The 24,969-nt window shown below is 65.1% G+C and carries 22 protein-coding genes; 11 read left to right on the top strand and 11 right to left on the bottom strand.

Annotated features, from left to right (window positions below):
- Positions 1-79 precede the first annotated feature (79 nt).
- From CAK78_RS10470 to CAK78_RS10450, 5 genes are all read left to right on the top strand, one after another.
- Positions 80-1,456 (top strand): aminotransferase-like domain-containing protein, encoded by a 1,377-nt coding sequence (locus CAK78_RS10470; RefSeq protein WP_094697215.1) that lies wholly within the window; start codon positions 80-82, stop codon positions 1,454-1,456.
- 37 nt (positions 1,457-1,493) lie between these two features.
- The gene (locus CAK78_RS10465) at positions 1,494-1,958 is read left to right on the top strand and encodes a hypothetical protein (RefSeq protein WP_094697214.1); all 465 of its coding nucleotides are present in this window, start codon (positions 1,494-1,496) and stop codon (positions 1,956-1,958) included.
- 93 nt (positions 1,959-2,051) lie between these two features.
- A complete protein-coding gene (locus CAK78_RS10460; protein WP_176452748.1) occupies positions 2,052-3,980 on the top strand; it encodes a hypothetical protein in 1,929 nt (642 codons plus the stop codon).
- The gene (locus CAK78_RS10455; RefSeq protein ID WP_094697212.1) at positions 3,950-4,732 is read left to right on the top strand and encodes a DUF3142 domain-containing protein; all 783 of its coding nucleotides are present in this window, start codon (positions 3,950-3,952) and stop codon (positions 4,730-4,732) included. Before CAK78_RS10460 ends, CAK78_RS10455 begins: the two co-directional genes overlap by 31 nt.
- 67 nt (positions 4,733-4,799) lie before the next feature.
- On the top strand, positions 4,800-6,425 hold the full coding sequence (locus CAK78_RS10450) for a hypothetical protein (protein ID WP_094697211.1): 1,626 nt from the start codon (positions 4,800-4,802) through the stop codon (positions 6,423-6,425).
- 31 nt (positions 6,426-6,456) lie between these two features.
- Here the strand turns inward: CAK78_RS10450 and CAK78_RS10445 are convergent, their stop codons facing one another.
- Both CAK78_RS10445 and CAK78_RS10440 read right to left on the bottom strand, forming a co-directional pair.
- Entirely contained in the window at positions 6,457-7,770 is a 1,314-nt protein-coding gene (locus CAK78_RS10445; protein WP_094697210.1) for a sodium-dependent transporter, read from the bottom strand.
- Between the two features lie 215 nt (positions 7,771-7,985).
- Positions 7,986-8,825 (bottom strand): isopenicillin N synthase family dioxygenase, encoded by an 840-nt coding sequence (locus CAK78_RS10440; protein WP_010636209.1) that lies wholly within the window; start codon positions 8,823-8,825, stop codon positions 7,986-7,988.
- Between the two features lie 209 nt (positions 8,826-9,034).
- Here CAK78_RS10440 and CAK78_RS10435 point away from each other — a divergent pair, with 209 nt between their 5' ends.
- Positions 9,035-9,598 (top strand): DUF2799 domain-containing protein, encoded by a 564-nt coding sequence (locus CAK78_RS10435; RefSeq protein WP_005304852.1) that lies wholly within the window; start codon positions 9,035-9,037, stop codon positions 9,596-9,598.
- Positions 9,599-9,657: 59 nt separating this feature from the next.
- Here the strand turns inward: CAK78_RS10435 and CAK78_RS10430 are convergent, their stop codons facing one another.
- Together CAK78_RS10430 and CAK78_RS10425 are read right to left on the bottom strand one after the other, a co-directional pair.
- Positions 9,658-10,479 carry a Cof-type HAD-IIB family hydrolase gene (locus tag CAK78_RS10430; protein ID WP_094697209.1) on the bottom strand — a complete coding sequence of 274 codons (822 nt, stop codon included), beginning with the start codon at positions 10,477-10,479 and terminating at the stop codon, positions 9,658-9,660.
- A gap of 197 nt (positions 10,480-10,676) precedes the next feature.
- Entirely contained in the window at positions 10,677-11,924 is a 1,248-nt protein-coding gene (locus CAK78_RS10425) for an MFS transporter (protein WP_094697208.1), read from the bottom strand.
- A gap of 153 nt (positions 11,925-12,077) precedes the next feature.
- On the opposite strand from CAK78_RS10425, the gene CAK78_RS10420 reads away from it, so the two are divergent.
- Positions 12,078-12,701, top strand: coding sequence for a helix-turn-helix transcriptional regulator (locus CAK78_RS10420; protein WP_024943175.1), 624 nt, complete (start codon positions 12,078-12,080; stop codon positions 12,699-12,701).
- 307 nt (positions 12,702-13,008) lie between these two features.
- Positions 13,009-13,485: an Lrp/AsnC family transcriptional regulator gene (locus CAK78_RS10415; RefSeq protein ID WP_005304871.1), complete on the top strand. Its 477-nt coding sequence runs from the start codon at positions 13,009-13,011 to the stop codon at positions 13,483-13,485.
- A gap of 102 nt (positions 13,486-13,587) precedes the next feature.
- On the opposite strand, the gene CAK78_RS10410 is transcribed toward CAK78_RS10415, so the two are convergent.
- The 3 genes from CAK78_RS10410 to CAK78_RS10400 form a co-directional block, all read right to left on the bottom strand.
- Entirely contained in the window at positions 13,588-13,905 is a 318-nt protein-coding gene (locus CAK78_RS10410; protein WP_005304873.1) for a hypothetical protein, read from the bottom strand.
- Positions 13,906-14,051: 146 nt separating this feature from the next.
- Positions 14,052-14,279: a hypothetical protein gene (locus CAK78_RS10405; RefSeq protein WP_017781560.1), complete on the bottom strand. Its 228-nt coding sequence runs from the start codon at positions 14,277-14,279 to the stop codon at positions 14,052-14,054.
- A gap of 32 nt (positions 14,280-14,311) precedes the next feature.
- Positions 14,312-14,737 carry a MarR family winged helix-turn-helix transcriptional regulator gene (locus CAK78_RS10400; RefSeq protein ID WP_005304877.1) on the bottom strand — a complete coding sequence of 142 codons (426 nt, stop codon included), beginning with the start codon at positions 14,735-14,737 and terminating at the stop codon, positions 14,312-14,314.
- Between the two features lie 204 nt (positions 14,738-14,941).
- Between CAK78_RS10400 and CAK78_RS10395 the strand changes: the two genes are divergently transcribed.
- From CAK78_RS10395 to chrA, 3 genes are all read left to right on the top strand, one after another.
- Entirely contained in the window at positions 14,942-15,946 is a 1,005-nt protein-coding gene (locus CAK78_RS10395) for an NADP-dependent oxidoreductase (RefSeq protein ID WP_094697207.1), read from the top strand.
- A 158-nt stretch (positions 15,947-16,104) separates the two neighbouring features.
- Positions 16,105-16,548 carry a nucleotide triphosphate diphosphatase NUDT15 gene (locus tag CAK78_RS10390; RefSeq protein WP_094697206.1) on the top strand — a complete coding sequence of 148 codons (444 nt, stop codon included), beginning with the start codon at positions 16,105-16,107 and terminating at the stop codon, positions 16,546-16,548.
- Between the two features lie 104 nt (positions 16,549-16,652).
- A complete protein-coding gene (gene chrA / locus CAK78_RS10385) occupies positions 16,653-17,813 on the top strand; it encodes a chromate efflux transporter (RefSeq protein ID WP_176452747.1) in 1,161 nt (386 codons plus the stop codon).
- Between the two features lie 80 nt (positions 17,814-17,893).
- Here the strand turns inward: chrA and msrB are convergent, their stop codons facing one another.
- From msrB to malQ, 4 genes are all read right to left on the bottom strand, one after another.
- Positions 17,894-18,286, bottom strand: coding sequence for a peptide-methionine (R)-S-oxide reductase MsrB (msrB, locus tag CAK78_RS10380; RefSeq protein ID WP_094697204.1), 393 nt, complete (start codon positions 18,284-18,286; stop codon positions 17,894-17,896).
- Between the two features lie 56 nt (positions 18,287-18,342).
- On the bottom strand, positions 18,343-20,484 hold the full coding sequence (glgX, locus tag CAK78_RS10375) for a glycogen debranching protein GlgX (protein WP_094697203.1): 2,142 nt from the start codon (positions 20,482-20,484) through the stop codon (positions 18,343-18,345).
- Complete coding sequence (gene glgB, locus CAK78_RS10370) at positions 20,484-22,661, bottom strand: 1,4-alpha-glucan branching protein GlgB (RefSeq protein WP_094697202.1); 2,178 nt, start codon at positions 22,659-22,661, stop codon at positions 20,484-20,486. The genes glgX and glgB overlap by 1 nt, the downstream gene beginning before the upstream one ends.
- Positions 22,662-22,743: 82 nt before the next feature.
- The gene (gene malQ, locus CAK78_RS10365) at positions 22,744-24,933 is read right to left on the bottom strand and encodes a 4-alpha-glucanotransferase (RefSeq protein ID WP_141214168.1); all 2,190 of its coding nucleotides are present in this window, start codon (positions 24,931-24,933) and stop codon (positions 22,744-22,746) included.
- Positions 24,934-24,969 lie beyond the last annotated feature (36 nt).

Below are 24,969 nucleotides of genomic sequence, written 5' to 3'. Positions count from 1 at the left end.
TGTGCTGTTTTTGATTGTTATCGGGTTCAAAATCACGCTATATTGCCGATACATTTCGATCAATGGATTTATTGTCACCATGACAATCTGGACCCCGGACCTCACCCCCTTCGCCGGCCCCCTCTACCTCAAGCTGGTGAAGGCCATCGAGCAGGCCATTCAGGACGGCTCCCTGCCGCCCCAGACCCGGCTCCCCACCCACAGGGCGCTGGCGGACAGGCTGGGGGTCACCGTCGGCACCGTCACCCGCGCCTATGGCGAGGCGGAGCGGCGCGGGCTGCTGGCCGCCCGGGTCGGCCATGGCACCTGGGTCAAGGGGGAGAATGAGGATCCGGCCAACGCCTGGGTGATCCGCAAGGAGGAGGGGCACCGCATCGAGTTGTGGCAGAACCTGCCGGTGCAGCTGGATCGGGCCGCCATCATCCGCCCCATGCTGGCGGAAGTGGCGGACGGGGATCTCAACGCCCTGCTCGGTTATGACAAGGAGGCGGGCCAGCCCGGCCAGCGCCAGCTCTTTATCGACTGGCTGGCCGAGCAGGGGGTGGAGGGCCGCGAGGAGTATCTGCTGTTCAGCCACGGCGCCCAGCACGGCATCATGCTCTCCCTGCTGGCCACCGGCTGCGTGGGGGAGACCCTGCTGTGCGAAGGGCTCAGCTACCCCGGTATGCTGGGCAACGCCCGTCAGCTGAAGAATCAGGTGGTGGGGCTGGCGATGGACGAGGAGGGGCTGCTGCCCGACGCGCTGGAGGCGGCCTGCCGCACCCGCCGCGCCAAGCTGCTCTACCTCACCCCCACCCTGCAAAATCCCACCACCGCCACCATGAGCCTGGCGCGGCGCGAGGCCATCGTCGCCATCGCCCGCCGTCACGATCTGCTGATCATCGAGGACGACGTCAACGGCCTGCTGCCCCAGCAACCGGTGACGCCGCTGGTCAACCTGGCGCCGGAGCGAGTCATCTATCTGGGCAGCCTGGCCAAGATCGCCTGCGGCGGCCTGCGGGTCGGCTTCGTGCTGACCCCGCCCCACTTGCGCGGCGCCTTCGCCCAGGCGATGAGACTGTCGAGCTGGATGGTGAGCCCGCTGCTCATCGAGCTGGCCTGCAAGCTGGTGAGCCAGCGCCAGATCATGCCCTTGGTCGAGCAGCAGCGGCAGATCCTGGCACGTCGCGGCGAGCTGCTGCGCCACCTGCTGCCGGGGGCCTGCTGGCAGGCGGGCTCCATGCACGCCTGGCTGCCGCTGCCCGAGCCCTGGCGCAGCCAGGAGTTTGCCGAGGCCGCCAACGCCCTTGACGTCGGCGTGGCGAGCGGGGAACACTTCGCCGCCGGCCAGTTTGCCGCGCCACAGGGGGTGCGGCTGAGCCTGAGCCAGCCGGCCACCGACGCCCGCGTCGCCGAGGGGCTGGAGCGGCTCGCCGGTCTGCTGCGCGCCGCGCCGCCCACCAATACCCTGCTATAGTCAGCCCCGGCCCATCCGTGCGCTCAAAGGAGAGCCCATGCACCCGACCCGCGCCCCGCTTTTGCTCCTCACCCTGCTGCTGGGGGGCTGCGCCTCCCCCGCCCATCAACAGCTGGGGGCGGCGCTGAGCGGGCTGGAGGGGGAGTTGCAGCGGCTGGAAGAGGAGCTGGCGGCCATGAACGGCCTTCATTATCAGAAGGCCATCGACGCCCCCTTGAGCCTGCGCCGCCGGCTGGCCGCCCCCGTCCCCACGGCACAAGGGCTGCTGCCCAGCCGCAGCACGCTGACAGACGGCCCCCTGCTGCGCTACGACTACCAACTGCCGGCCGGCATGGCCAGCCTGCCCCTCACCGAGCCCTGTCTGCGCTACGAATTCGAGCTGCGCCACCTGGGTCGCCTCGGCCAGCTCGCCCTGCACTGGCAGGGGGTTGCGGGCTCGGGGGAACAACGGATCCAGCAGCGCGACTGCCCCTTTTCGGCCAAGGGGCCCGGTCTGCAGTAGGCCCGCCGCCGGCCGACCTGCCCCTATGGTCAGTTGAAAGGGGCGAAGGCATCTTGTAGCGTGCCAGCATCCCGACTCCTGCTGGAAGCGCCCATGAAACTGACCCCCCTGTGGCTGGCCCTGTGCAGCCTGCCCGTCCTGGCCTGCGGCCCGGATGGCTGCGAGACGCCGCTCACCCTGCAACTGACCGCCGCCCAGTGCCACCTGAACGGGCTGCCGTTCCTCTCCCCCGACAACGACACCCGCACCAACCTGGCGCTGCTGCTGGCCGATGAGCAGGCCTTCTCGCTGCCCAAGGCGCCGCTGCCGTTGCCCTTCGCCATCGAGGATCTGCTCAACCCGGCCCTGCTCAACCCGCCCCAGGCCGAGCCGGCCCCCGCCGGGCCGGATCCCCTGCTGGCGCTCGCCGCCGGTCTTGGCATCGAGCAGAGCACCACCCAGGCCGCCCTGGAGCGGGCCGCCGGCTGGAGCGAGGGGCGCTGCATCAGCAACAACCCCGTTTCTGCCGAAGCCTTCCTGCAGGCGCTGGTCGACACCCCGGCCCTTGGCGCCGACGAGCGCAGCCAGCTGGCCCGCCAGCGGCTGGCCATGCTGGGCCAGTGCGCCCAGCAGACCGAAACGGCGCCAGAAGCCAAGGCCGTGCCGCTGTCGGCCGCCGGCCAGGGCTTTGCCGACTACCTGGCCGCCAGCCGGCGCTTCTATCAGGGGGAGTTCGCGCAGGCCGATGAGCAATTTGCCGCCCTCGCCGGGCAGGACCAGCCCTGGCTGAAAGAGACGGCGGACTACATGCGGATCCGGGTCGCCCTCAACCAGTCCCAACAAAGCGCCTTCGATGACTGGGGCACCCTGGATCGCAACCAGATTGACCAGGCTGCCGTGCAGCGCGCCGAGCAGTTCATCGCCGACTATCGCAGCCGCTACCCAGAGGGGCGCTATCTCGACTCCGCCAACGGGCTGCTGCGCCGGCTCGCCTGGTTCAAGGGGGACGAAGCGGCGCTGGCCGGCCTGTTCCAGCAGGCGAGCCGCCAGCCGGGCAACCCGGAGCTGCTCAACGAAATAGACCTCAAGCTGTTGATGCAGCCCGGTTTCACCGGCTCAGCCGCCATGCCGCAGCTGACCCTGGTGCAGGATCTGCGCCGGCTGCGGCTGCACGAGAGCTGGGACGAGTGGCAACCGCTGCAAAGCGGCGAGCTGGCCCAGCAGAGCGCCCAGTTTGCCGGCAACCCGGCCTGGCTCGCCTATCTGCAGCAGGCCGAGCGTTATTATCTTGCCAAGGATTATGCCGCCGTCATCGCCGCCGCTCCCGCCCTCGGCAAGGGGCCGCTCAACAACCTGGCATTCAGCCAGCAGGTGCTCAAGGGCATGGCGCTGGCGGCCAGTCAGGCGCTACCCGAGGCGGAGCAGCAGTGGCGCGCCCTGCTCGCCAGCCAGCCCACCCCCTTGCAGGATCAGCTGCTGCAACTGGCGCTGGCCATGACCCTGGAGCGGGCCGGCCGGCTGGAGCAGGTGTTCGCCAAGGAGAGCCCCATCCAGAGCGATCACTACCGCATTCCGCTGCTGGAGTACGTGGCACCGGCCCCGCTGGCCGCCCCGTTCGACTGGCAAGGGAGCCAGGAGTATCAATGCCCGGCGCTCACCGCGGTGGTCACCACCCTGGCGAACAGCCCCAAATCCCCCAAGGCGCTCAACTGCCTCGGCGAGTTTTTCCTGAGCCAGGGGCTGGACTGGGATCCGCTCCTGCAGCGGCCGGGGGCCGACACCCTGGCGGGCAGCCGGGAGCTGTTTGCCGGCCAGCAGCGCAGCCGGCTCGACTGGTATCAACAGGTGATCGCCAACCCCAAGGCCGCCAAGGAGGAGAAGGCCTACGCCCTCTACCGCGCCATCAACTGTTACGCCCCGAGCGGCAACAACAGCTGCGGCAGCCAGGAGATCCCCCTCAGCCAGCGCAAGGGCTGGTTCAACACCCTCAAACGCCAGTACGGAACGAGCCAGTGGGCCAAACAGCTCAAATATTACTGGTGATGCTGGCGCTATTGAGCGCCAAGGCCAGCGCCGCCGTCGAGGCGAGCCACTACCGCCAGTTCTGGCTGTGGGCCGGGGTCAGGCCCCAGCCGGTGCTGCAGCAGGCACAGCGGCTCTACCTGCATCAGGGGGAGATAGGCCCCCTCGATGCGCGCCAGCCCGTGCGTTTTCAGGGGCAGGGCATAGCGCCGAGCAAGCTGCCGGTAAAGGAGCTCTGGCTCGCCTATCGGGTAGAGCGGCTCGACTGGGATGAGGCCCTTATCAAGAGCCTGACCAACCAGCTGGCGGCCTGGCAGCGCAAGGGCAATGGGGTGCGCGGCATCCAGATAGACTTCGATGCCCGCACCCACCGGCTGGCGGACTATGGCGACTTCCTGCGCCAGCTGCGCAGCCAGCTGCCCGCCGGCTGCGCCATCAGCATCACCGGCCTGCTGGACTGGACCCGCACCGGCGACGTCGCCACCCTCAACGCCCTCGCCGGCACGGTCGACGAGTTGGTGGTACAGACCTACCGTGGCCGTCGCACCGAGCCGGGCTATGCGCGCTACCTGCAAACGCTGACGCGGCTGACCCTCCCCTTCAAGGTGGGGCTGGTGCAGGGAGGCGAGTGGGATCAAACGTGGGAAAACCGGCTGGCCGACTCGGCTGCCTATGGCGGCGTGGTGGTGTTTCTTGTCAATCCGGTGCCATCCCCCACCGCAGGTGAGCTCGGGCGAGGGGTTGACCGGCACGGCGCCTCTGTAACAGAGTAATAGCTCTTTTTGACTCCAGCACATGCCATACTTGTTCCGATCCTGAGCCAGCAAAGGAGCGCCAAGGATGCAGATCCTCCTGATCGAAGACGACACCATGCTCAGCACGGCGCTCTCCCAGGGGCTGAGCCAGCAAGGCATAGCGTCAACCCAGCTGACCCACTGCAAGGAGGTCGCGAGCCTGCCCACCCAGCTGCGCCAGCAGCCGTTCGACGCCATCATCTGCCACCAGAGCCATCACCAGGACCTGGAGGGAGTACGCATGCTGCAGGAGGCTCACTACCTGGGGCTACTGGAGCCGGGCTGCGTGCTGTTGCTGCTCAATGCAGACCCTGAACCACCCCACTATCCCCCCTCGGATCTCTACTTTTCCCTGCAACTGACCATCCCCTTCACCCAGGAGCAGCTGACCACCCGCCTGCGCGAGCTGGTGCAGTTGACCGGGCTGACCCGGGCCCTGCCCGCCCCCATGCGGCTCAGGGAGTGGCAACTGAGCTGTGCCCTGTGCGAGGACCTGCTCTATGAGCAGCAGAAGTATCGGGAGCTGGGACAACAGCTGGACCGGAGCAAAGGCTACATGCTGCTGCAATGGCAGGATCACTTCCATGCCTCCCAGCACTACGCAGTCTGTACCACGGAATATGACGCCTGGTGGCCGCGCAAGGGATTGATCTATGCCCTGCTGGGACTCGGCAGGCTGGAGAGCGCGCGCAAGGATCTGGCCCGCAACCGGGAGCGGCTGCCGCCCGCCCTGCAGCTGGAGCTGGCGCTGGCCTGTTTGTTGCACGAGGGGCAGTGGGAGGCGGCCTGGGACGTGATCGGCCATCTGCTGCAAAAAAACGCCTGGCAACCGGAGTGGCGCCAGGCGGCCATTCTGCTGGCACTGCTGATCAAGGATGAGGGCAAGGCGCTGGAGCAGGCCAACGCCCTCAGCCTGCGCTTCTTTGCCGATCACAAGCTGCGGGTATCCATCGAGAACTTCATCCTCAATGCCAGCCTGGCGGTGCTCTGGCACTACCCGAGCGCCGCCAGGATCAGCTCGCTGCAGCAGGAGTATCGCTACCTCAACCAGGCCGTCACCCTGCGGGCTCATGAGGATGCCCTGCTCAAGGCGCTGATGCTGAGCCTGGACTACCGCTTCGACGAGGCCCTGCTGCTGCTTGCCAAGCACCCGCCGGAAAGCGCGCGGGACAACCACCTCAACCAGCTGCTCGGCTTCGCCGTCAGCCAGTTCTGCGGCCTGCCCCACCATGCCAAACGCTACCTGACCCAGCTCGGCCAGTATCAGGCCAGGGTCGCCCCGGCCCCGCTGCTGCAACAGTTGTTCAAGCAGGTCGTCATCGACTTGACGAAACAACTGGAGCGGCGCGAGCTGCGACTGACTTATCTGCGCCAGGAGCGGCAACGGGCCGCTGCGGCCGGTCAGCACCAGCTGGCCGTGCAGTATGCACTGACCCTGCAGGAGGAGTTCCCGGCCCTGCCGGGCGATGCCTGGCAGCTGCTGGAGCTGCTGCAACTGTGCTGGCCGGCCGGCATGGCGGCACCCAGGGTGGCACTGCTGGTAGACCGGCTGGAGCGGCTCCTCAACCACAGCGCCTCCTTCATGGAGCATCATGCCGAGGAGTACCGCAAGACGCTGCTGCAGATCCGCTCCCACCTCAATACCCGCCTGCCCACCACGCCCCCCAACTAGGTTCTCAGGCCCGGCCGGCGCCGGGCCGCTCTTACAGCAATCCCCGCACCAGGATCCCGCCGATCAGCAGCGGGGCCACCAGCCGCCAGCACCAGAGCAGAGCCATGCGCAGCGCGGGCGAGAGATCCGCCGGCACCATGGATTTACCCAGCCGCCAGCCCAGCAGCAAAGTCAGCACCAGGCCGAACAGCGGCATCATCAGGTTGGAGGTGAGGTAGTCCAGCAGATCGAAGATGGTTTTGCCGAACAGGGTGTACTCGGCCCAGGGGCCGAACGACAGGCTCACCGGAATGCCGGAGGCCATGATCAGCAGGGTCAGCACCCGGCAGGCGCCACGGCGCGACCAGCCCCACTCCTCGGTGGTGAAGCGCACCAGGTGCTCCAGCATGGAGATGGAGGAGGAGAGCGCCGCCACCAGCAGCAGCAGGAAGAAGACCACCGCCAGCACCTGGCCGAACGGCAGGTGGTTGAACACTGCCGGCATGGTCATGAAGGTGAGGCCGGGACCGGCGGTCGGATCGATGCCGGTGGAGGCGAGCACCGGGAAGATCATCAACCCCGCCAGCACCGAGATGAGGCTTGCCAGGGTGACCACCCAGACGCCGGAGCGCAGCACGCCGTCACTGTTTGGCAGGTAGGCGCCGTAGGTGGTGTGTACCCCCAGGCCAATGGAGAGAGAGAAGAAGGCGAGCCCGAGCGCATCCAGTACCCCCTGCCCGGAGAGCTGGCTGAAGTCCGGCAGCAAGAACTGGCGCACCCCGGCCATGGCGCCCGGCATGGAGAGGCCGGTCGCCACCAGCAGCAGCATCATCACCAGCAGGGCCGGCATCATCCAGCGCAGGGTGCGCTCCACCCCTCTCTGCACGCCCCCCTGCACGAACCACCAGGTGATCCCGGCAAACAGCAGATGGGTCAGTACCGGCCAGAAGGGATCGCCGACATAGTCGTTGAAGCGAGCGGTCAGGGCCGCGCCGTCACCATGCTGCAGGCTACCCGCCAACGCCATGCCGGTGTAACCCAGGGTCCAGCCGCCCACCACGCTGTAGAAGCTGAAGATGAGCAGGCTGCTGAGCAGCCCCATGGCGCCGACCCAGCGCCAGCGCTTGCCCATCAGCTCACCGAAAGCCCCCACCACCCCGCGCCGGCTCAGGCTGCCGATCAGCGTCTCCCCCATCAGCACCGCCACCCCCAGGGTGAAACTGAACAACAGGAAGACCAGCAGGAAGGCGCCGCCGCCGTTGGCGGCCGTGACATAGGGGAACTTCCAGATAGCGCCGAGACCGACTGCGGAACCGGCGGCGGCCAGGATATAACCGAGCCGGGATGACCATTGGGACTGCTTCATAAGAACTCCAACCGTGAGGCCCGCCACAAGGGGCCCAAAAATGACACTCAGAGTACGGGTGGGGCTGCGCAATCACAACGCCGCTTATCTGGATAAAACGCGAGTTATTGGCATCATTACCTAATTAAATTCTATTTAACGCGCAATCCTGCCAACAAATAAAAACCGGAGCAATTTTGCTCCGGTTTTACAGGATGGTGAGCCTGGCGCGGGGACTAGATCACCCCCAGCTCCCGCAGCCGCTCCATCAGGTAGCTGTGGGCGGTGTGACGCTCTGAGAGCACCACGTCCGGCCGCGGATGGAGGAACAGCGGCAGGGAGATGCGGGACTTGGCGGCGCTGCCGCCGGTCGGATTGATGACGCGGTGGGTGGTGGAGGGGTAGTAGCCGCGGGAGGCCTCCTGCAGCATGTCGCCGATGTTGATGATGAGGGTGCCGAAATCGCACGGCACGTCCATCCACTCGCCGTCGGAGCCCTTCACCTGCAGGCCAGGTTCGTTGGCGGCGGGCAGTATGGTCAGCAAGTTGATGTCTTCGTGGGCGGCGGCGCGGATGGCGCCCGGCTCCTCGGTGCCGTCGAACGGCGGGTAGTGCAGCACCCGCAGCAGGGTTTTCTGGCTCTCTTCAATCATGGAGGAGAGCGGGCAGCTGTAGTGGGCGGCGATGTCGCTCGGGGTGTACTGCTCGACCCAGCCCAGCAGCTCGGCCGCCAGGTCGTTGGCGAGGCGGTAGTACTCCATTGCCTGCTCTTTCAGCTCGGCAGGCATCTGGCCCCAGGGATAGATGTGGAAGTACTCCTTGATGTCCTTCTGGCTGTGGCCCTTGGCCACTTCGGACACCGACGGCGGGAAGTAACCGTCCTGGGTCTCGCGATTGAACAGGAAATCCTGCTTCTGCTCGCTCATGAAGAAGCGATACCAGTTGTCATAGATGGACTGCACCAGCTCTTTCGGGATGGGGTGATTGGTCAGCACCCCGAAGCCGGTGGTCCGCAGGGATTCGGTGAAGCGCTGCGCCGCGTCGGGCGAGCGGTAATCGACGGTCAGGACTTTCATTGTTTTTGTTACGCGCCAGTTAAAAGATGGCGCAGTTTACCCCGTGACCGGCGACAAGGAAAGGGCGCGGGCCGCCACGTCGCCAGCCTGCGCAAATAGTGACAAACCGCTCAAAAAACGGCGCCGGCCGACGCCGCTTTTCATCCCTTGTCCTGCCCCGGCATCCTCTCTAGAATGCCCCCCATCATCTCTCTCGGAGCCCGTCGTCCATGTCCCCCAAGATCCTGTTGCTGACCCTGCCCTTCCTGCTCGCCGGTTGCAGCTCGCTGTCGGAAGAAGAGTGCCGCACCATGAGCTGGTACAACTTGGGTTATCAGGATGGCGAGCAGGGCAAGACCCGGGCCGCCACCCGCGACTACGTCTCGACCTGCGGTGAATACGGTCTCAAGGTAGATGAGGCGGAGTGGAAACGGGGCTATGCCAAGGGGCTGGAGCTCTACTGCATTCCCGAGCTCGCCTACAGCAAGGGCAAGTCCGGCGCCGAGTACCTGGGGGTCTGCCCCAACGATGCCAGCTTCCTGACCCAGTACGATCGCGGCCGCAAGGAGTACCTGGTGGAGAAGCAGCTGAGCGATCTCAAGAGCGAGATGGAGCGGACCGAGCGCGACATCGAGACGCTGGAGCGCCAGATCCGCAACGAGAACGACAGCAAGCAGCGCGACTACTACCGCGCCCAGCGCGAGCGCGCCATCCGCCACTACGAGGGGCTGCGCCGCGACTACAACCGGATCCGCTTCCCGGATCGGGTGATCCAGTTCACCTTCGGGAACTGACAAACCAAAAGGGGCCGACAGGGCCCCTTTCTGTTTCTGCCACTCTCTGTTTCTGCCCCCTAGGCGGGCAGAACCCAGCGCTGCAGCGCCAGCGCGATGCCGTCCTCGTTGTGATCGGCGGTCACCCGATCCGCCAGCGCCTGGATCTGTGACGCCGCGTTGCCCATGGCCACCGCCAGCCCCACCTGTTCGAACATGCTGATGTCGTTGTTGTTGTCGCCAAACGCCACCACGTTCTCCATCGCGATCCCTTCGCTCGCGGCCCACTGGGCCAGCCGGTTGCCCTTGCTGCAGCCGGGCTGCACCAGCTCCACCGCATAGGGCGCCGCCCAGTCGCAGGTGAAGGGCAGCTGCTCGACCACCTCTGCCATGAAGTGATGGAGCAGGGCGGGATCCTGGTTGAACAGCTCCAGCTTCCAGACCGGCCGGCTGAGCCAGCTCGCCAGATCCTCCGCCGGCAGCAGGGAGATCTTGAGATGATCCGGCTGGGCCGCCGACCAGTGGCGCATCCGGGTCACATGCTCCTCGCAGCCGAGGTAGCCGATCCCCTCGTCGAGGTGGAACAGGGCTCCCATCTGGTGCGCCTGCACCTCGGCCAGCAGCCGGCCTAGGGGGGATACCGCCAGCGGATCCCCGCTCAGGATCCTCTCCTGCACCGGATCATAGAGGTAGGCGCCGTTGCTGCAAATGATGGGGGTGTCGAGGGCCAGCTCGTGATGGAAGGGGCGGGCTGTCATGAAGTGGCGCCCGGTCACCAGCAGCACCTTGATGCCGTGGGCGCGGGCCTGGGCCAGTGCGGCCCGGGTGGCGGACGAGATCTTGTGATCCCGGGTCAGCAGAGTGCCATCCATATCCAGTGCAATGGCCTGAAAACGACTCATATCACCTCCAAGAGTGTCGAAACGAATGCGGTGCCATACCTACCCGCGTTCAAATAACGATCAATACCACCGCCCAAGGCGGAGCATAACGGGGAGCACCAGGCGATCGGGCAAGCGAAGCAAAGAGCCATACCGTCCCAGAGTCGGCGCCACGATGCAAGCGCCGGCAGCCCCCTCCGTCTCGTTCTGTGATCCCGTCAGCCAGCTTCGACCTGGGCGTCGAACCGCTGCCGCCGATCCGCCGCCCGGCGCAGGCCATAGAAGCCGGTTGCGCAGAGCAGACCGCACAGCGCCGCCAGATAGAAGGACCACTCGGTGCCCGCCAGCAGCACCAGGCTGCCGACCGCCACCGCCAGGATCTCGCTGCCCACCGCCAGCCCGCGATAGAGCCCCATCGCCTGCCCCTGCTGCTCGGCATGGCTACGGTTGGAGACGGCCACCGAAGTGGCCAGCTCCCCCAGGCTCATGCCGATGCCGACCGGGATGAAGGTGAGCGCCAGCCCCCACCAGTGGCTGGGCAGGATGAAGAGCAACATGCCCGCCGCCATCACCAGATGACCGACGATCCCGAGGGAGCTGCCGCGCCAATGACGAGCCAGACGGGAGCCCAGCCAGGATCCCGCGATCATGGGCACGCTCACCAGCACGGCGGCCTGCGCCAGCTGCACCGGATCCCAGGCCAGCCGCTCCACCAGCCAGACGTTGAAGTAGGTGAAATAGAGCTGCACCGCCCCGTAGCTGAGCAGGGTCAGCACGAAGTAGGGCAGCAGCACCGGCTGCAGCAACAGTTGACGGGAAGAGAGGGCTGGTGCCGGCTGCTCACTGCGGGCCGCTGCCGGCCGATTGGGCAGCAGCCAGAGCACCAGCAGCAGGTTGACCAGGGTCATGGCCACCGCCAGCCAGGCCGCTAGGCTGTAATCGCCGGACACCACGGCGGCATAACCGCCGATCATGGGACCCACCACCCAGCCCAGGTTCATGCCGATGTTGATCCAGGCGAAGCTGCGTGCCTTGGTTTTGGCGGTGCTCATGTCGGCCGCCATGGCCTGCACGATGGCGATGTCGCCGTTGAAGAAGCCCTCCACCACCCGGCTCAGCAACAGCAGCGGCAAGGAACGCCAGGCGATCCCCAGCGCCATCAGGGCATAACCCACCAGCACCCCCACCAGACAGAGGGTCAGCACCGGCTTGCGGCCATGACGATCGGAGAGACGGCCCAGCCAGGGGGAACCCACCAGCTGGAACAACGGATAGAGCCCCATGATGACCCCCAGCCACACCTTGCGGCTCCAGTCCGACGCTTCCGGCGTCAGCATGCCCTGGGCCGGATCCAGCAACAGCGGCGCCAGCACCGGGGATGGCAGGCTGAACCCCGCCACCGCCAGCGTCACCGTCACCGTCATCACCAATACCCACAGGCTGGCCTGTCCCTTGATCCTCTCCATGTTCGCCTCATTAAATAAAGTTATTGGTTTATTTATGTTGACCAGTGAACGGGATTAAGTAAAGTGAATTATTGATTTAAAAAATCCCTCTCCCCATAATGGGTACCTGCGCGCTACCCCTCTGGCGTGCCAGCCGATCACGAGAGCCGCCCCATGAATGCCAGCACCGACAAGATACTGCACCTGTTGAAAACCAAAGGCCCCCAGAGTGCCGCCGAGCTGGGGGAGCAGCTGCAGATGACCTCCATGGGCGCCCGCCAGCATCTGATGACGATGGAAGCCGACGGCTGGGTGAGTTTCAACGACGAGGCCCGCGGGCGCGGCAGGCCGGTGCGGCTGTGGCACCTCACCGAGCAGGCCTGGCAGCGCTTCCCCGACAGCCACAGCGAGCTGACCCTGCAGCTTATCGACAACATCCAGCAGCTGTTTGGCGCGGTGGGCATGGAGCGGCTGATCGACCAGCGGGAACAGCAGCAGCTGGCCCGCTATCAGGCCGAGCTGAACCAGCCGGCGCTGGCCGACCGGCTGGCCAGGCTCAAGGAGCTGCGCTGCCGGGAAGGCTATATGGCTGACTTGCGTCAGGAGGAGGATGGCAGCTGGCTGCTGTGGGAGAGTCACTGCCCCATCTGCGCGGCGGCGAGCGCCTGCCGGGGCTTTTGTCGCAGCGAGCTGGCGCTGTTTCGCCGCTTGCTGGCGCCGGCCGAAGTGGAACGGGAACAGTATCTGCTGGAGGGGGATCACCGCTGCCTCTACCGCATCCGGCCGCAGCAGGGCTGAACGCCGCGCACAAAAACAACAAAGCAGGCGCCGGGATGCCTGCTTTGTTGCCTTCGGGGAGGGGATGTCCTCGTTCCAGCCCGTCGTAGCCCGATAAGGTGAGACGGCTGATGGGGCTCTTGACCCGGTAAAGTCATTTGCCACAGAGACCGGGTTGGGTTTCTGTCTTGCCACCGGAAGATGTAACCATGGTACCCCTGCCGGCCCGGTGAGTGGTTGCGAAGTAGCATGTATTTTCAGTTGTTTTTGCAATAGTTCACCCTTAATCTAGGAAAAGTGAATTAGTAATTGCAACGAGGAACGGAGAATGCTGAAACTTGATCGCATTGACAGGCATATTCTGGAGTTGATGCAGGAGAATGGCCGCATCAGCAACCTGGAGCTGGCCGAGCTGGTCGGGCTCTCCCCCTCCCCCTGCTCCCGCCGGGTCAAGGCGCTGGAAGATGCCGGTCTCATCGACACCCACGTCACCCTGCTCAACGCTCGCCAGCTGGGGCTGACCCTCACCGCCTACATTCATATCTCCATGGACCGGCACACCCCGGAGCGGTTCGAGAATTTCGATCGGGCCATCAGCGAACTGCCGGAGGTGCTTGAGTGCGACCTCATCACCGGCAATGACGCCGACTACCAGCTCAAGGTGGTGGTGCGGGACATGGAGCACTACCAGCACTTCCTGCTGGACAAGCTGACCCATATTCCCGGGGTGACCGGGGTGAGATCCAGCTTCGTGCTGCGCCGGATCAAGCACAAGACGGCGCTGCCGCTCAACCACCTGGGTTGAGCGTCGGCCGCCCAGATCAGCGCGAGATCAACGAGATCAAAAAGAGGAGGCCCAAGGGCCTCCTCTTTTTGCATGTTCAAACAGCTGGATCACGCTGGATACTCAGACCGCCACCTGGCTCACGTCCTGCACCTGCAGGAGCCAGCCGGCCTGCTCCTGCTGGGGCTCACCACTGACCCGCAGCCGCTCGCCGGTTGGCACCCACTGCCCCTGGGGCAGGGAGACCAGCAGGCTCTCGCTGCCGTTGTCGAACAGCCAGCGATCCTCCCCCAGCGACTCGATCAGATAACCTTCCATCTCCACTCTGGACTCGGCTTGCCAGGATGGCGCAACGGAATCACGGCTCTCGATGAAATCCCCCTGAACACCAAAACTGGCCAGCCCCCACAGAATGGAGAGCCCAACCAACGATGATTGCATCTCGTCTCTCCTCTTTTGGAACTGTAGGGCCAGTATGGGAAGAGAAAACTGAGCGCACCATGAACAAGGTGGCAAAGTGCCGACGGGATCGCGAAAAAAAACCGGCCAATCGGCCGGTCGTGTCATTTTATGGCGTCTGGATCACACTATTTGGCGGCTTCCTCTGCCATCCGTGCGGCCCTTGGCTTATTCGTCCACATGGCAACACCGCGATGATCCGCGCAGATCCCCTCCTCCACCACAGCCCGCACCCGGGTGCCGTCCTTGCAGATCGCCTGCCAGGCATCGGCATCGTCGATGGCCATCGACGGGGAGTGGGAACTGGTGCTGCAGGCACCCAGCAGCAGGACAAACAGGGGCAACAAGATTCTCATGGAGGGCTCCTCAGACGGATGGTCGGTCGAACTCAACGCCCCAGCTGGGCCGAGATGCGATCGCAGAGCTGCTTGAGCTGGGCCAGTTCAGCATCGGCCAGATCCACCTGATTGCGCAAGCTGTCTGCCAGACAGCAGCCCTGCACCTCCTGCTGCAACTGGCGACCCGCCTCGGTCAGGCGAATGCATTTTTGCCGCTCATCCTCGCGGGAGACGGTGCGGGTCAGCCAGCCCTTGCTCTCCAGCCGCTTGACGATGGGGGTCAGGGTACCCGCATCCAGCCCGGTCTCCTGACCGATCTCCTTGAGGCTCACCTCGTCCCGCGCCCACAGCGACAGCATCACCAGATACTGGGTGTAGGTGAGATCCAGCTTGTCCAGCAGCGGCCGGTAGGCCCGCATCACGGCATTGGAGGCGCTGTAGAGGGCAAAACAGACCTGCTTTTTCAATTCACTCATGGGGCACCTCGCTGACGACTGAGGCCAGTATACCCCAGGAAAATCGGGAGGCTAATAATTTGCACACAAAACAGTTGTCAGCTCTTCGTTTCAGGATTAACCTGATTTTAGTTTGCACGCAAACAAAAATATCCAGCGCCGCCGGCACACAGGGCCCGGCCCGTCGCCGGCGAGGCTTGCACCAGATCCAATGGGAGAACCACCATGAATGCCACCAGCCATCAAATCCAACTGCTGCGCCGCCCGGTCGGCCTGCCCGCCGCCGCCGACTTCGCCCTGGTCGAGGTGCCGCTGCCCCCCTTGCAGGAGGGCGAGGTGCAGGTCGCCAACCAGTGGCTGTCGGTGGACCCCTACATGCGTGGTCGCATGAGCGAGGCCAAGAGCTATGTGCCCCCCTTCCCCCTCAACGGCCCCCTCGATGGCGGCGCCATCGGCGTGGTGGAGGCCTCGCGCCACCCAGATTTCGCGGTGGGTGACCGGGTGAGCAGCATGCTGGGCTGGCGGGATCGCTTCGTCGCCAATGGCGCCCAGCTGACCAGACTGCCCGACACTCGCCTGCCGCCCCAGCGTTTTCTCGGTGCCCTCGGCATGCCGGGCATGACCGCCTGGACCGGGCTCAACCGCATCGCCAAACTGCAGGCCGGTGAAACCGTGCTGGTGTCGGCCGCCTCCGGCGCCGTCGGCTCCATGGTGGTGCAGCTCGCCAAACGGACGGGGGCCCGCGTCATCGGCTCCACCGGGTCGGCCGACAAGGTGGCCTACCTCAAGAGCCTGGGGGCCGACGAGGTGATCAACTACCGCGAGACCCCGGATCTCGATGCCGAGCTGACCCGGCTGGCGCCGGACGGGATCCACGTCTACTTCGAGAACGTGGGGGGCGCCATGCTGGACGCCGCCCTCAATCACATGGTGGTGCACGGCCGCATCGTGATGTGCGGGCTCATCGAGCAGTACAACGGCCAGAGCGAGGCGAGCGGGCCGCGCAACCTCTCCCAGGTGATCCGCAAGCGCCTCACCATGCAAGGGCTGATCGTGTTCGATCACTGGCAGCACTACGGCGAGTTTCTGGCCGAGGTGACTCCGGCCTTCGACGCCGGCACCCTGCAGGCCGAAGAGACCGTCTATCAGGGGCTCGCCAGCATGCCGCAGGCCTTCATCGGGCTGTTTGAGGGGCGCAATACCGGCAAGATGCTGGTCAAGCTGGGGTAATCCGCCGCACTGGCGCCTGACGCCGCAGACTGCTTGCATGACGGGCCCATCCGACCTAAGGTGGGCCCGTTTTTTATGGTGCAATCCGCCGTTTGTGCAAGGAGCCGCTCATGGGCTCCCTGCTTGTCTAGCGTCATCCCAGCAAGGAGCTCCTCATTATGGCTACTCCCTATCCCCGCGTCGGTGTCGGCGTGATCCTCACCAACCGCCAGGGCCAGGTGCTGCTTGGCAAGCGCAAGGGGAGCCACGCCCCTTACTGGTCCATTGCGGGCGGTCATCTGGAGTTGGGAGAGAGCTTCGAGTCGGCGGCCATTCGCGAGGTGGCCGAGGAGACGGGGTTTGTCATCAGCAACCCCAGCGTCATCGCCGTCACCAACAACCTGGAGACCTGGCGCGAGAGCGGCCTGCACTATGTCTCGGTCACCCTGCTGGCCGAGGTAGAGGGAGAGCCCCAGCTGCTGGAGCCGGAGAAGTGCGAAGGCTGGGTCTGGTGCGACCCACGCAATCTGCCAGAGCCTCACTTCGATGCCAGCCGCCAGTCCATCGCCTGCTGGCTGGCTGGCCGTTGCTACCTGCCACAACCAAGCCAACCGACGGAGTGATCATGGCCTGCCGGCTGACAAGGCGCGGCTACCTGCCAGCAGCCCCCCCTGATTTGTCATAAAAAAGTCACCGCTTTGTCATATCATCTCCACCGTCTGATGGAATGCGCGAGGGGAGCGACGAGGTGGGACAGGTATTCATGCAATTTCTGTGGCTGGGCTGCATCAGCTTTGGTGGGCCGGCCGCCCATATCGGCTACTTCCAGCGCACCTTCGTCGAGCGGCTGGGCTGGCTGACCCAGGCCGAATTCGCCCAGTTGCTGGCCCTCTGCCAGCTGCTGCCGGGCCCTGCCTCCAGCCAGCTCGGCTTTGCCATCGGTCGTCACCGTGCCGGCCTTGGCGGAGCGCTGGCCGCCTTCGCCGGCTTCACCCTCCCCTCCTTCCTGCTGTTGCTGGCTGCCGCCATCGGTCTCGGTCAGCTCGGCAACAACGTCTGGCTCGATGCCGCCCTGCACGGCCTCAAGCTGCTGGCGCTGGTGGTGGTGGCCGATGCGGTGCTCACCATGAGCCGTCAGTTCTGCAAGACGACGCTAAATCAGGGGATCATGGTCACCACCGCGGCCGCCCTCTGGTGGCAGCCCGGCCTGCTCACCCAGCTCGTCATGCTGGCGGGCGCCGCCCTGCTCTGTGCCCGTCAGGGGGAGGGCGCAATGGCGGCGGCGCCGCAGGCTGGTGAGCGGCGCCAGCCGCACTGGCCGACCCTGTTGCTGTTCGCCCTGCTGTTTGTCGGCCTGCCGCTGCTGGGGGGCCCCATCGGCCAGCTGGTCGCCGACTTCTACCGGGCCGGCAGCCTGGTGTTTGGCGGCGGCCACGTGGTGCTGCCCCTGCTGGCGGAGAGCGTGGGGCACAGCCTCAACCAGCAGCAGCTCCTGGCCGGCTACAGCCTGGCCCAGCTGGTGCCCGGCCCCATGTTCACCCTGGCCACCTATCTCGGCGCCCAGTTGCTGCCGGCCAGCCCGCTTGGCGGCGCCCTGCTGGCGACCCTGGCGCTGTTTCTGCCCGGTTTTCTGCTGTTGTGGGCCATGGGTCCCTGCTGGCAGAGCTGGCTGGCCCGCCCTCGTCTCGCCGGCGCCGTGACCGGCATCAACGCCGCCGTGGTGGGGCTGCTGCTGGCCGCGCTCTACCAGCCGGTCTGGCAGAGCGCCGTGCTGGCCCCTACCGACCTGGTGCTGGCCGCCGTCGGCTTCTACCTGCTGCGGGTACTCAGGCTGCCCATCCTGGCGCTGGCGACCCTGTTGATGGGCGCCACCCTGCTGCTGGCCTGAGCGCCCCAGGCGGCGACCACAAAGAAACGGCCCCCTGCCAAGGCAGGGGGCCGTTTTTGCATGCATGTCGCTCGCCAGGCTCAAGGCTCGGGATCGAAGTCCAGGCTCAGGCTGTTGACGCAGTAGCGCTGACCGGTCTCGGTCGGCCCGTCCGGGAAGACGTGACCGAGGTGGGAGCCGCACTGGCTGCAGGTGATCTCCACCCGTTTCATGCCGTGGCTGCTGTCCTCTGTGTAGGTCACGGTCCCGTCGATGGCCCGATCAAACGAGGGCCAGCCGCAGCCCGAATCAAACTTGGCATCCGAGTGGAACAGCACCTGCTTGCAGCAGACGCACAGGTAGTCGCCGCTCTTGCGGTTGTGGAGCAGGGCGCCGCTGTAGGGACGCTCCGTGCCCTTCTCCCAGCAGACGTGATACTGCTCGGCGCTCAACTGCTGGCGCCACTGCTCGGGGTTGGGGGTGTTGCCGCTCATACTGACTCCTTGCCGTGAATAACGGTGCCCAGCATACCCAGTCGGGGCGCCGCACTCTACCCCGCCAGCGGGAACTGTGATCCCGTTGGCAACACGGCGGCAACATCCGCAGTGGCCAGCGCCTCTTCCTCCGCCAGCGCCACCGCACTCAGGGCCACCCGCTCCAGCAGCTTGAGGGAGTGGGCCCGGCCCACCGCCACCTGGCGCTTGATGTCGTCGGGCAGGAACGGCAGACCATCGTTGGTGGCGGTATCGATGGTCTGGATCCACTCCATCCCCTCGCCGGGCGGCGGCAGACGGAACTGGATGTCGTAGTCGCTGGCGTTGAACAGCACGAACCAGCGCTCCCCGCCGCAGTCGATCATGCCGATGTCCATGGCGAACGCCTGCCCCATGGGGGCGTGCCAGTCCTGATCGGTGAGCTGATGGCCATCCGGGTGATACCAGTTGACCTGGTGGCAACTGCTGGGGGCGCCATTCCAGCTGTCGTCGTTCAGCTGCAGGTTGGAGAAGACGGTGGACTCCGCCCGCAGCGCCATCATCTGCTGGGTGAAGGCGAGCAGCCGTTCGTCCTCCGGTCGCCACTGCCAGTTGACCCAGCTGATCTGGTTGTCCTGGCAGTAGGCGTTGTTGTTGCCAAGCTGGCTGCGGCCCATCTCGTCGCCAGCGAGGAAGTGCGGTGTGCCCTGGGAGAGCAGCAGGGTGGCGATCAGGTTGCGCTTCTGCTGCTGGCGCAGGTTGTTGACCCGTGGATCCAGGGTCGGCCCCTCGACGCCGTGGTTGCAGGAGAGGTTGTTGCCGTGGCCGTCCCGGTTGTCCTCGCCGTTGGCCTGGTTGTGGCGCTGGTTGTAGGAGACCAGATCCTCCAGGGTGAAACCGTCGTGATAGCAGAGGTAGTTGACGCTGGTATGAGGGGAGCGCCAGTTCTTCGGGAAGAGATCCCGTGAGCCCACCAGCCGGGTGGCAAAGTCCCCCATTTTGCCCGCATCGCCGCGCCAGAAGGCGCGTACCGTGTCGCGGTAGCGGTCGTTGATCTCCAGCCACTGGCTCGGAAACTGGCCGAGGCGATAGCCGAAGGGGCCGATATCCCAAGGCTCGGCGATGAGCTTGACCCGCGCCAGCACGGGATCCGCCATCATGGCCTTGAAGAAGGCGCCCATGGGGTCGAACTCCCCCGCCTCCCGCGCCAGGGTGACCGCCAGATCGAAGCGAAAGCCGTCCACCTGCATCTCGGTGACCCAGTAACGCAGGGCGTCGAGCACCAGCCGCAGGCTGTTGGGGTGATCCAGATTGACGCTGTTGCCACAACCGGTGACGTTGGCGTGACGAGTGTAATCGGGGCCGTGGGCCCCCGCCTCGAAGGCGTAGTAACCGGCGTTGTCAAAACCCTTGAAGGAGAGCACTGGACCGTCGAAGCCCGCCTCCGCGGTGTGGTTGTAGACCACGTCCAGGATCACCTCGAGCCCGGCCCTGTGCAGCTCGCGCACCATGGTCTTGAACTCGGTCACCGCCTCCTGCGCCGCATAACGTGGCTCGGGGGCGAAGAAGGCGATGGGGTTGTAACCCCAGTAGTTGGTGAGCCCCAGCTGCTCGAGCCTGGGCTCGGACATGAAGGCCGCCACCGGCATCAGCTGCACCGCGCTAACGCCGAGGGACTTGAGATGTTCGATGATGAGCGGGTGGCAGATCCCCAGATAGGTGCCGCGCAGCTCGCTCGGCACCCCCTGATGCTGGCGGGTGAGGCCCTTGACGTGGGCCTCGTAGATGACGGTGCGGGCCGGCTCGATGGCGGGCTTGCCCACCCCCTGCCAGTCGAACGCATCATCCACCACCACCGACTTGGCCACCATGGCCGCACTGTCCCCCTGATAGAGGGCATCGTCCCAATAGGTGGGGCGGCTGAGTGCCTTGCCATAGGGGTCGATCAGCAGCTTGTCCGGGTCGAACAGCATCCCCTCCTGGGAGATGCCGTGCACCCGGTAGCCGTAACGCTGGCCGGCCCGAACCCCGCGCACATAGCCGAAGCGGTACTGGCCGCGCCGGCCGGGCAGCTCGAGACGGGCCAGCTCCCGCTCCTGCTCGTCGAACAGGCAGAGCTCCACCTTGTCCGATTGCGGCGCCCAGACGCAGAAGTGACAACCCGTCTTGTCGAGCAGCACTCCCAGCGGGTAGTCCTGCCCCTTTTCCATTGCAAACATCAAGGCTCCTGTTTGATGAACAAGGTCGCGAGCGGCGGCAAATCCAGCACTATGCTGTGCGCCATCCCCTGCCAGGGGGTCGGCTCGGCGACGAACACCAGACCCACATCATAGTTGCTGCCCCAGTAATGCTCGCTGTCGGTGTTGAGCACCACCCGGTAGTGACCGGCCGCAGGCACCCCGAGGCGATAACCGATACGCGGCACCGGGGTGAAGTTGCAGGCCACCACCAGCGGGTTGGCGCCCTGCTTGTCGGCCCGCAGCCAGGCGAAGATGCTGTTGTCGGCGTCGTTGTGATCCAGCCAGCGGAAGCCGGCCTGCTCATAGTCCGCCTGATACAAGGCAGCTTCATGACGGTAGAGGTGGTTGAGGTCATGGATCAGTCGCTGCTGGCCGCCGTGCTTGGGATACTGCAGCAGGTGCCAGGGCAGCTGGGCATCGTGATTCCACTCGTTGCTCTGGGCGATCTCGGTGCCCATGAAGTTGAGCTTCTTGCCGGGATGAGCATACATGAAGCCCATGTAGGCGCGCAGGTTGGCCGCCTGCTGCCACTCGTCCCCCGGCATCTTGTAGAGCATGGAGTGCTTGCCGTGCACCACCTCATCGTGGGAGAGCGACAGAATGAAGTTCTCGTCATAGTGGTACACCATGGAGAAGGTCATGTCGTTGTGGTGGTAACGGCGGTGAATGGGCTCTTTCTGCATGTAGGTGAGGGTGTCGTGCATCCAGCCCATGTTCCACTTGAAGCCAAAACCCAACCCCCCCAGGAAGGTGGGACGGGAGACCCCGGCAAAGGCGGTGGACTCCTCGGCGATGGTCATGGCGTGGGGGTACTTGCCGTACACCTCCTCGTTGGTCCACTTGAGCAGGCTGATCGCCTCGTAGTTGTGGTTGCCGCCATCGACGTTGGGCACCCACTCCCCCTCGTTGCGGGAATAGTCCAGATAGAGCATGGAGGCTACCGCATCCACCCGCAGGCCGTCGACGTGGAACTTGTCGAGCCAGAACAGGGCGCTGGCCACCAGGAACTGGCGCACCGTATTGCGACCGAAGTCATAGATGTAGGAGTTCCAGTCCGGATGCCAGCCGCGGCGCGGATCTTCGTACTCGTAGAGCGGGGTACCGTCGAAGCGAGCCAGCCCGTGGGCATCGGACGGGAAGTGGGCGGGCACCCAATCCAGAATCACGCCGATCCCGGCCTGGTGGCACTGGTCCACGAAGTACTTGAAGTCGTCGGCACTGCCGTAGCGACTGGTGGGGGAGAACATGCCCACCGGCTGGTAGCCCCAGGAGCCGCTGAACGGGTGCTCGGAGACCGGCAGCAGCTCGATGTGGGTGTACTCCATCTCTTTGACGTAATCGACCAGCTCCACCGCCAGCTCGCGCCAGCTCAGGCTGTCACCGTTGGGGTGGCGCTTCCAGGAGCCGACGTGCAGCTCGTAGATGGAGAGCGGCTGCTCCCGCTTGTCGTTCAGCTGGCTCTCGCGCCAGGCGGCATCCTGCCACTGGTACTGGTCGTGGTCATAGACCACGGAGGCGAACGAGGGGTACTGCTCGCAGTAGAAACCCACCGGGTCGCTCTTGTGCGGCAGCCGGTTGCCCATGGGGTCTTTCAGTTCGAACTTGTAGCGATCCCCGGCCTTGAGGCCCGGCACGAACAGCACCCAGTGACCGCACTGGCTGCGCTGCATCGGGTGGCGACGGCCATCCCAGAAGTTGAAATCGCCGATCAGGCTCACCGCGGTGGCGCTCGGTGCATAGACCGCAAAGCGCACCCCTTCCACTCGCTGGTCCAGATGCTCCACGGTACGCAGCTGGGCACCGAGCGTGTGGTAGAGGTTTTCCGGCTGGTAGGTGAGCTCCGCCAACCCGGCCCAGCCCGCATCCTGGAACTGATAGGGATCGATGACCTCGACGGTGGCATCTGGGTAGTCGGCAAGCAACTGGTAGGGGAAGGGATTTTTACGGCGGGTGAAAACAGTTTCAAAGAGGCCCGAATCATCGGTGGGCGCTAGGGTGGCAACAATCTTGCCCGACTTGAGATCCCTGACCCGTACGGCCTGGGCATCGGGTAACCAGACGGTCAGCTTGAGGCCGGGCCCATCCGGATTGGCCTGCAGGCCTAAGTGGGAGAAGGGATCGGAACAGCGGGCTGCAACCAAACGTTCAACGAGCATCGAGATTTCCTTTCATAGCTGAGCATCCGCTCCAGCCTGGGCCGAAGCGGATGTAAGTGAGTCACGTTTTGTCGGCAGTGGCTCAACGACTGGCCTCGTCACGGGCCTGGCTCATCTTGCCTGCCAGCGCCTTGAGCGCCTCATTGGCAAAAATATCCTCCAGATCGGTGGAGAGCTTGCGGCGCCAGTTCGGGTACTCGTAACTGGTGCCCGGCACGTTGACCGGCTTGTCCATCTCCAGCCAATCCTCCAGCTGGGTGCTGAACAGGGCGCAGCTGCCACGAGACATATGCAGTTGCAGACCGTGGTTGAGCTCGGTGTTCATGCCGACCCAGTTCACGTCGTGGCTGATGTTGCCGGAGATCACCCCGTGGCCGTGCAGGCTGTCGAGAATGCGCTGCTTGGCCTGGTGGCGATCAGCATACAGGGTCTTGAGTACGTCTTCATCCGGATACAAACCCAGCTCACGCCCCAGCGCCAGATCGTCACAATGCCAGAAGCCCTTGAGGGTCGGCATGTCGTGGGTAGTCAGCGCCGACATCGCCTGCTCGGCGTAGTGGGCCGGGGAGATGAAGCCGCCATCGTCCTTGGAACGTTCAAAGAAGAACACCTTGTAGGAGTGGACGCCGTTCTCTTTCAGAGTCACGTCGATCCCCTCAGGCACGGTACCGAGATCCTCGCCGATCAGCAGACACTGGTTGCGGTGGGACTCGAGGGCCAGGATGCCGAGCAGGTCGTTGACCGGGTAATAGATGTAGGCGCCTTTGGCGGCGGACTCTCCGGGCGGCACCCACCACAGGCGCAGCAAGGCCATCACGTGGTCGATACGCAGCGCGCCGCAGGAGCGCATGTTGGCGCGGAACAGATCCACCATGGGCTGGTAAGCCGCCTCGAACAGCTGGTTCGGGTTCATGGGGGGCAGACCCCAGTTCTGACCGAGCGGGCCCAGGATATCGGGCGGCGCACCGACCGAGGCTTTCGGGCAGTAGAGATCCCGGTTGGCCCAGATCTCGGTGGAACCTTCGGAGACGCCCACCGCCAGATCGCGGTAGATCCCCATCACCATGCCCGCCGCCTTGGCACGGGCGTCGGCCCGGGCCAGCTGCTCGTCGGCCAGGAACTGCAGATAGAGGTAGAAATTCACATCCTGACTGTGCTCGGCCATCCAGGCCGCCACTTCAGGATTGTGATAGTCGCGAAACGGCTCCGGCCACACCGGCCAGCCCCAGGCATTCTCGCCCTTGGCATAGAAGTGGGCTTGCAGGGCATCGAAGGCGGCCTGTTGTTGCAAGCTGTCGCCGCCGGCGGCGACGAACGCATCGAAGGCGGCCTGACGCTCGGCACTCAAGCTGGCCTGATCGAACACCTGACGCAGCATGCCAAGCTTGGTCTCGATGACGCCGGTGTAATCCACGTTGCCCTTGGCACGCAGCTCGCTCAAATGCTGCTGGAAGGCGGGGCTTGCCACTTCCGCCTTGAGGCCTGCGTTCCCTTGGAATTCGGGCACGGCCTCCACATCGATGTAGGCCACGTTGAGCCAGCGTCGGGACGAGGGGCTGTAGGGGCTGGCGCTCTCCGGGTTGGCCGGATAGAGGGCATGGATCGGGTTGAGACCGACGAAGTGGGCGCCCCAAGCGGCCATCTTCTCGACCAGCTGGCCCAGATCGCTGAAATCGCCGATGCCCCAGTTGTGGCGGCTGCGCAGGCAGTAGAGCTGCACGCTCGGGCCCCACACCTTGCGGCCATTGGCGATGGGAGGCTGCTTGTAGCACGCCTTGGGCGCGACGATGAGGCGCATGCTGGCGAGCTGCTCGTCGTTGCCCTCCTCCAGCAGGATCAGATCGTGATAACCCAGCTCGGGCTGCACATCCAGGGCCACGCGATAGGCCTGGCACTCCATCTCTTCGAATTCAGCCACGCCGACCAGCTCACCGTCGATGGGGGTGAACTGACCAGACAACAGGCCGCCCTGCTCCAGCTTGAGCTGCCAGGTGAGGGCGTCGTTGACGAATTCGATGGGCAGACGGACTTCGAGGGTGATGGGCTCGCCGCTGCGGACCACCATCACGGGATCCAGAGCACGCAGCCAGTGCTGGCGGTGCTCCTGCTCAAGCTGCTCGGTCAGGGCCGCCTCGTCGTCGACGCGGTAACCCATGGCGCCCAGCATGGCAGCCTTGCTCTCTTCGGATACCTGAGCCGGGTGGCCCCAGGCATCAACATACTCGCTGGCGATACCTTTAGCGGCAGCCAGCTGTTCAATCAGGGTGGTCATAGTTTGAGAATTCCCGCTGTGGATTCTATCTATACT

It is taken from the genome of Aeromonas sp. A35_P (assembly GCF_002259925.1).
Taxonomy (GTDB): Bacteria; Pseudomonadota; Gammaproteobacteria; order Enterobacterales; family Aeromonadaceae; genus Aeromonas; species Aeromonas dhakensis.
Note: the sequence above shows the minus strand (reverse complement) of the source record. Positions and strands in the feature narration are given on the sequence as shown.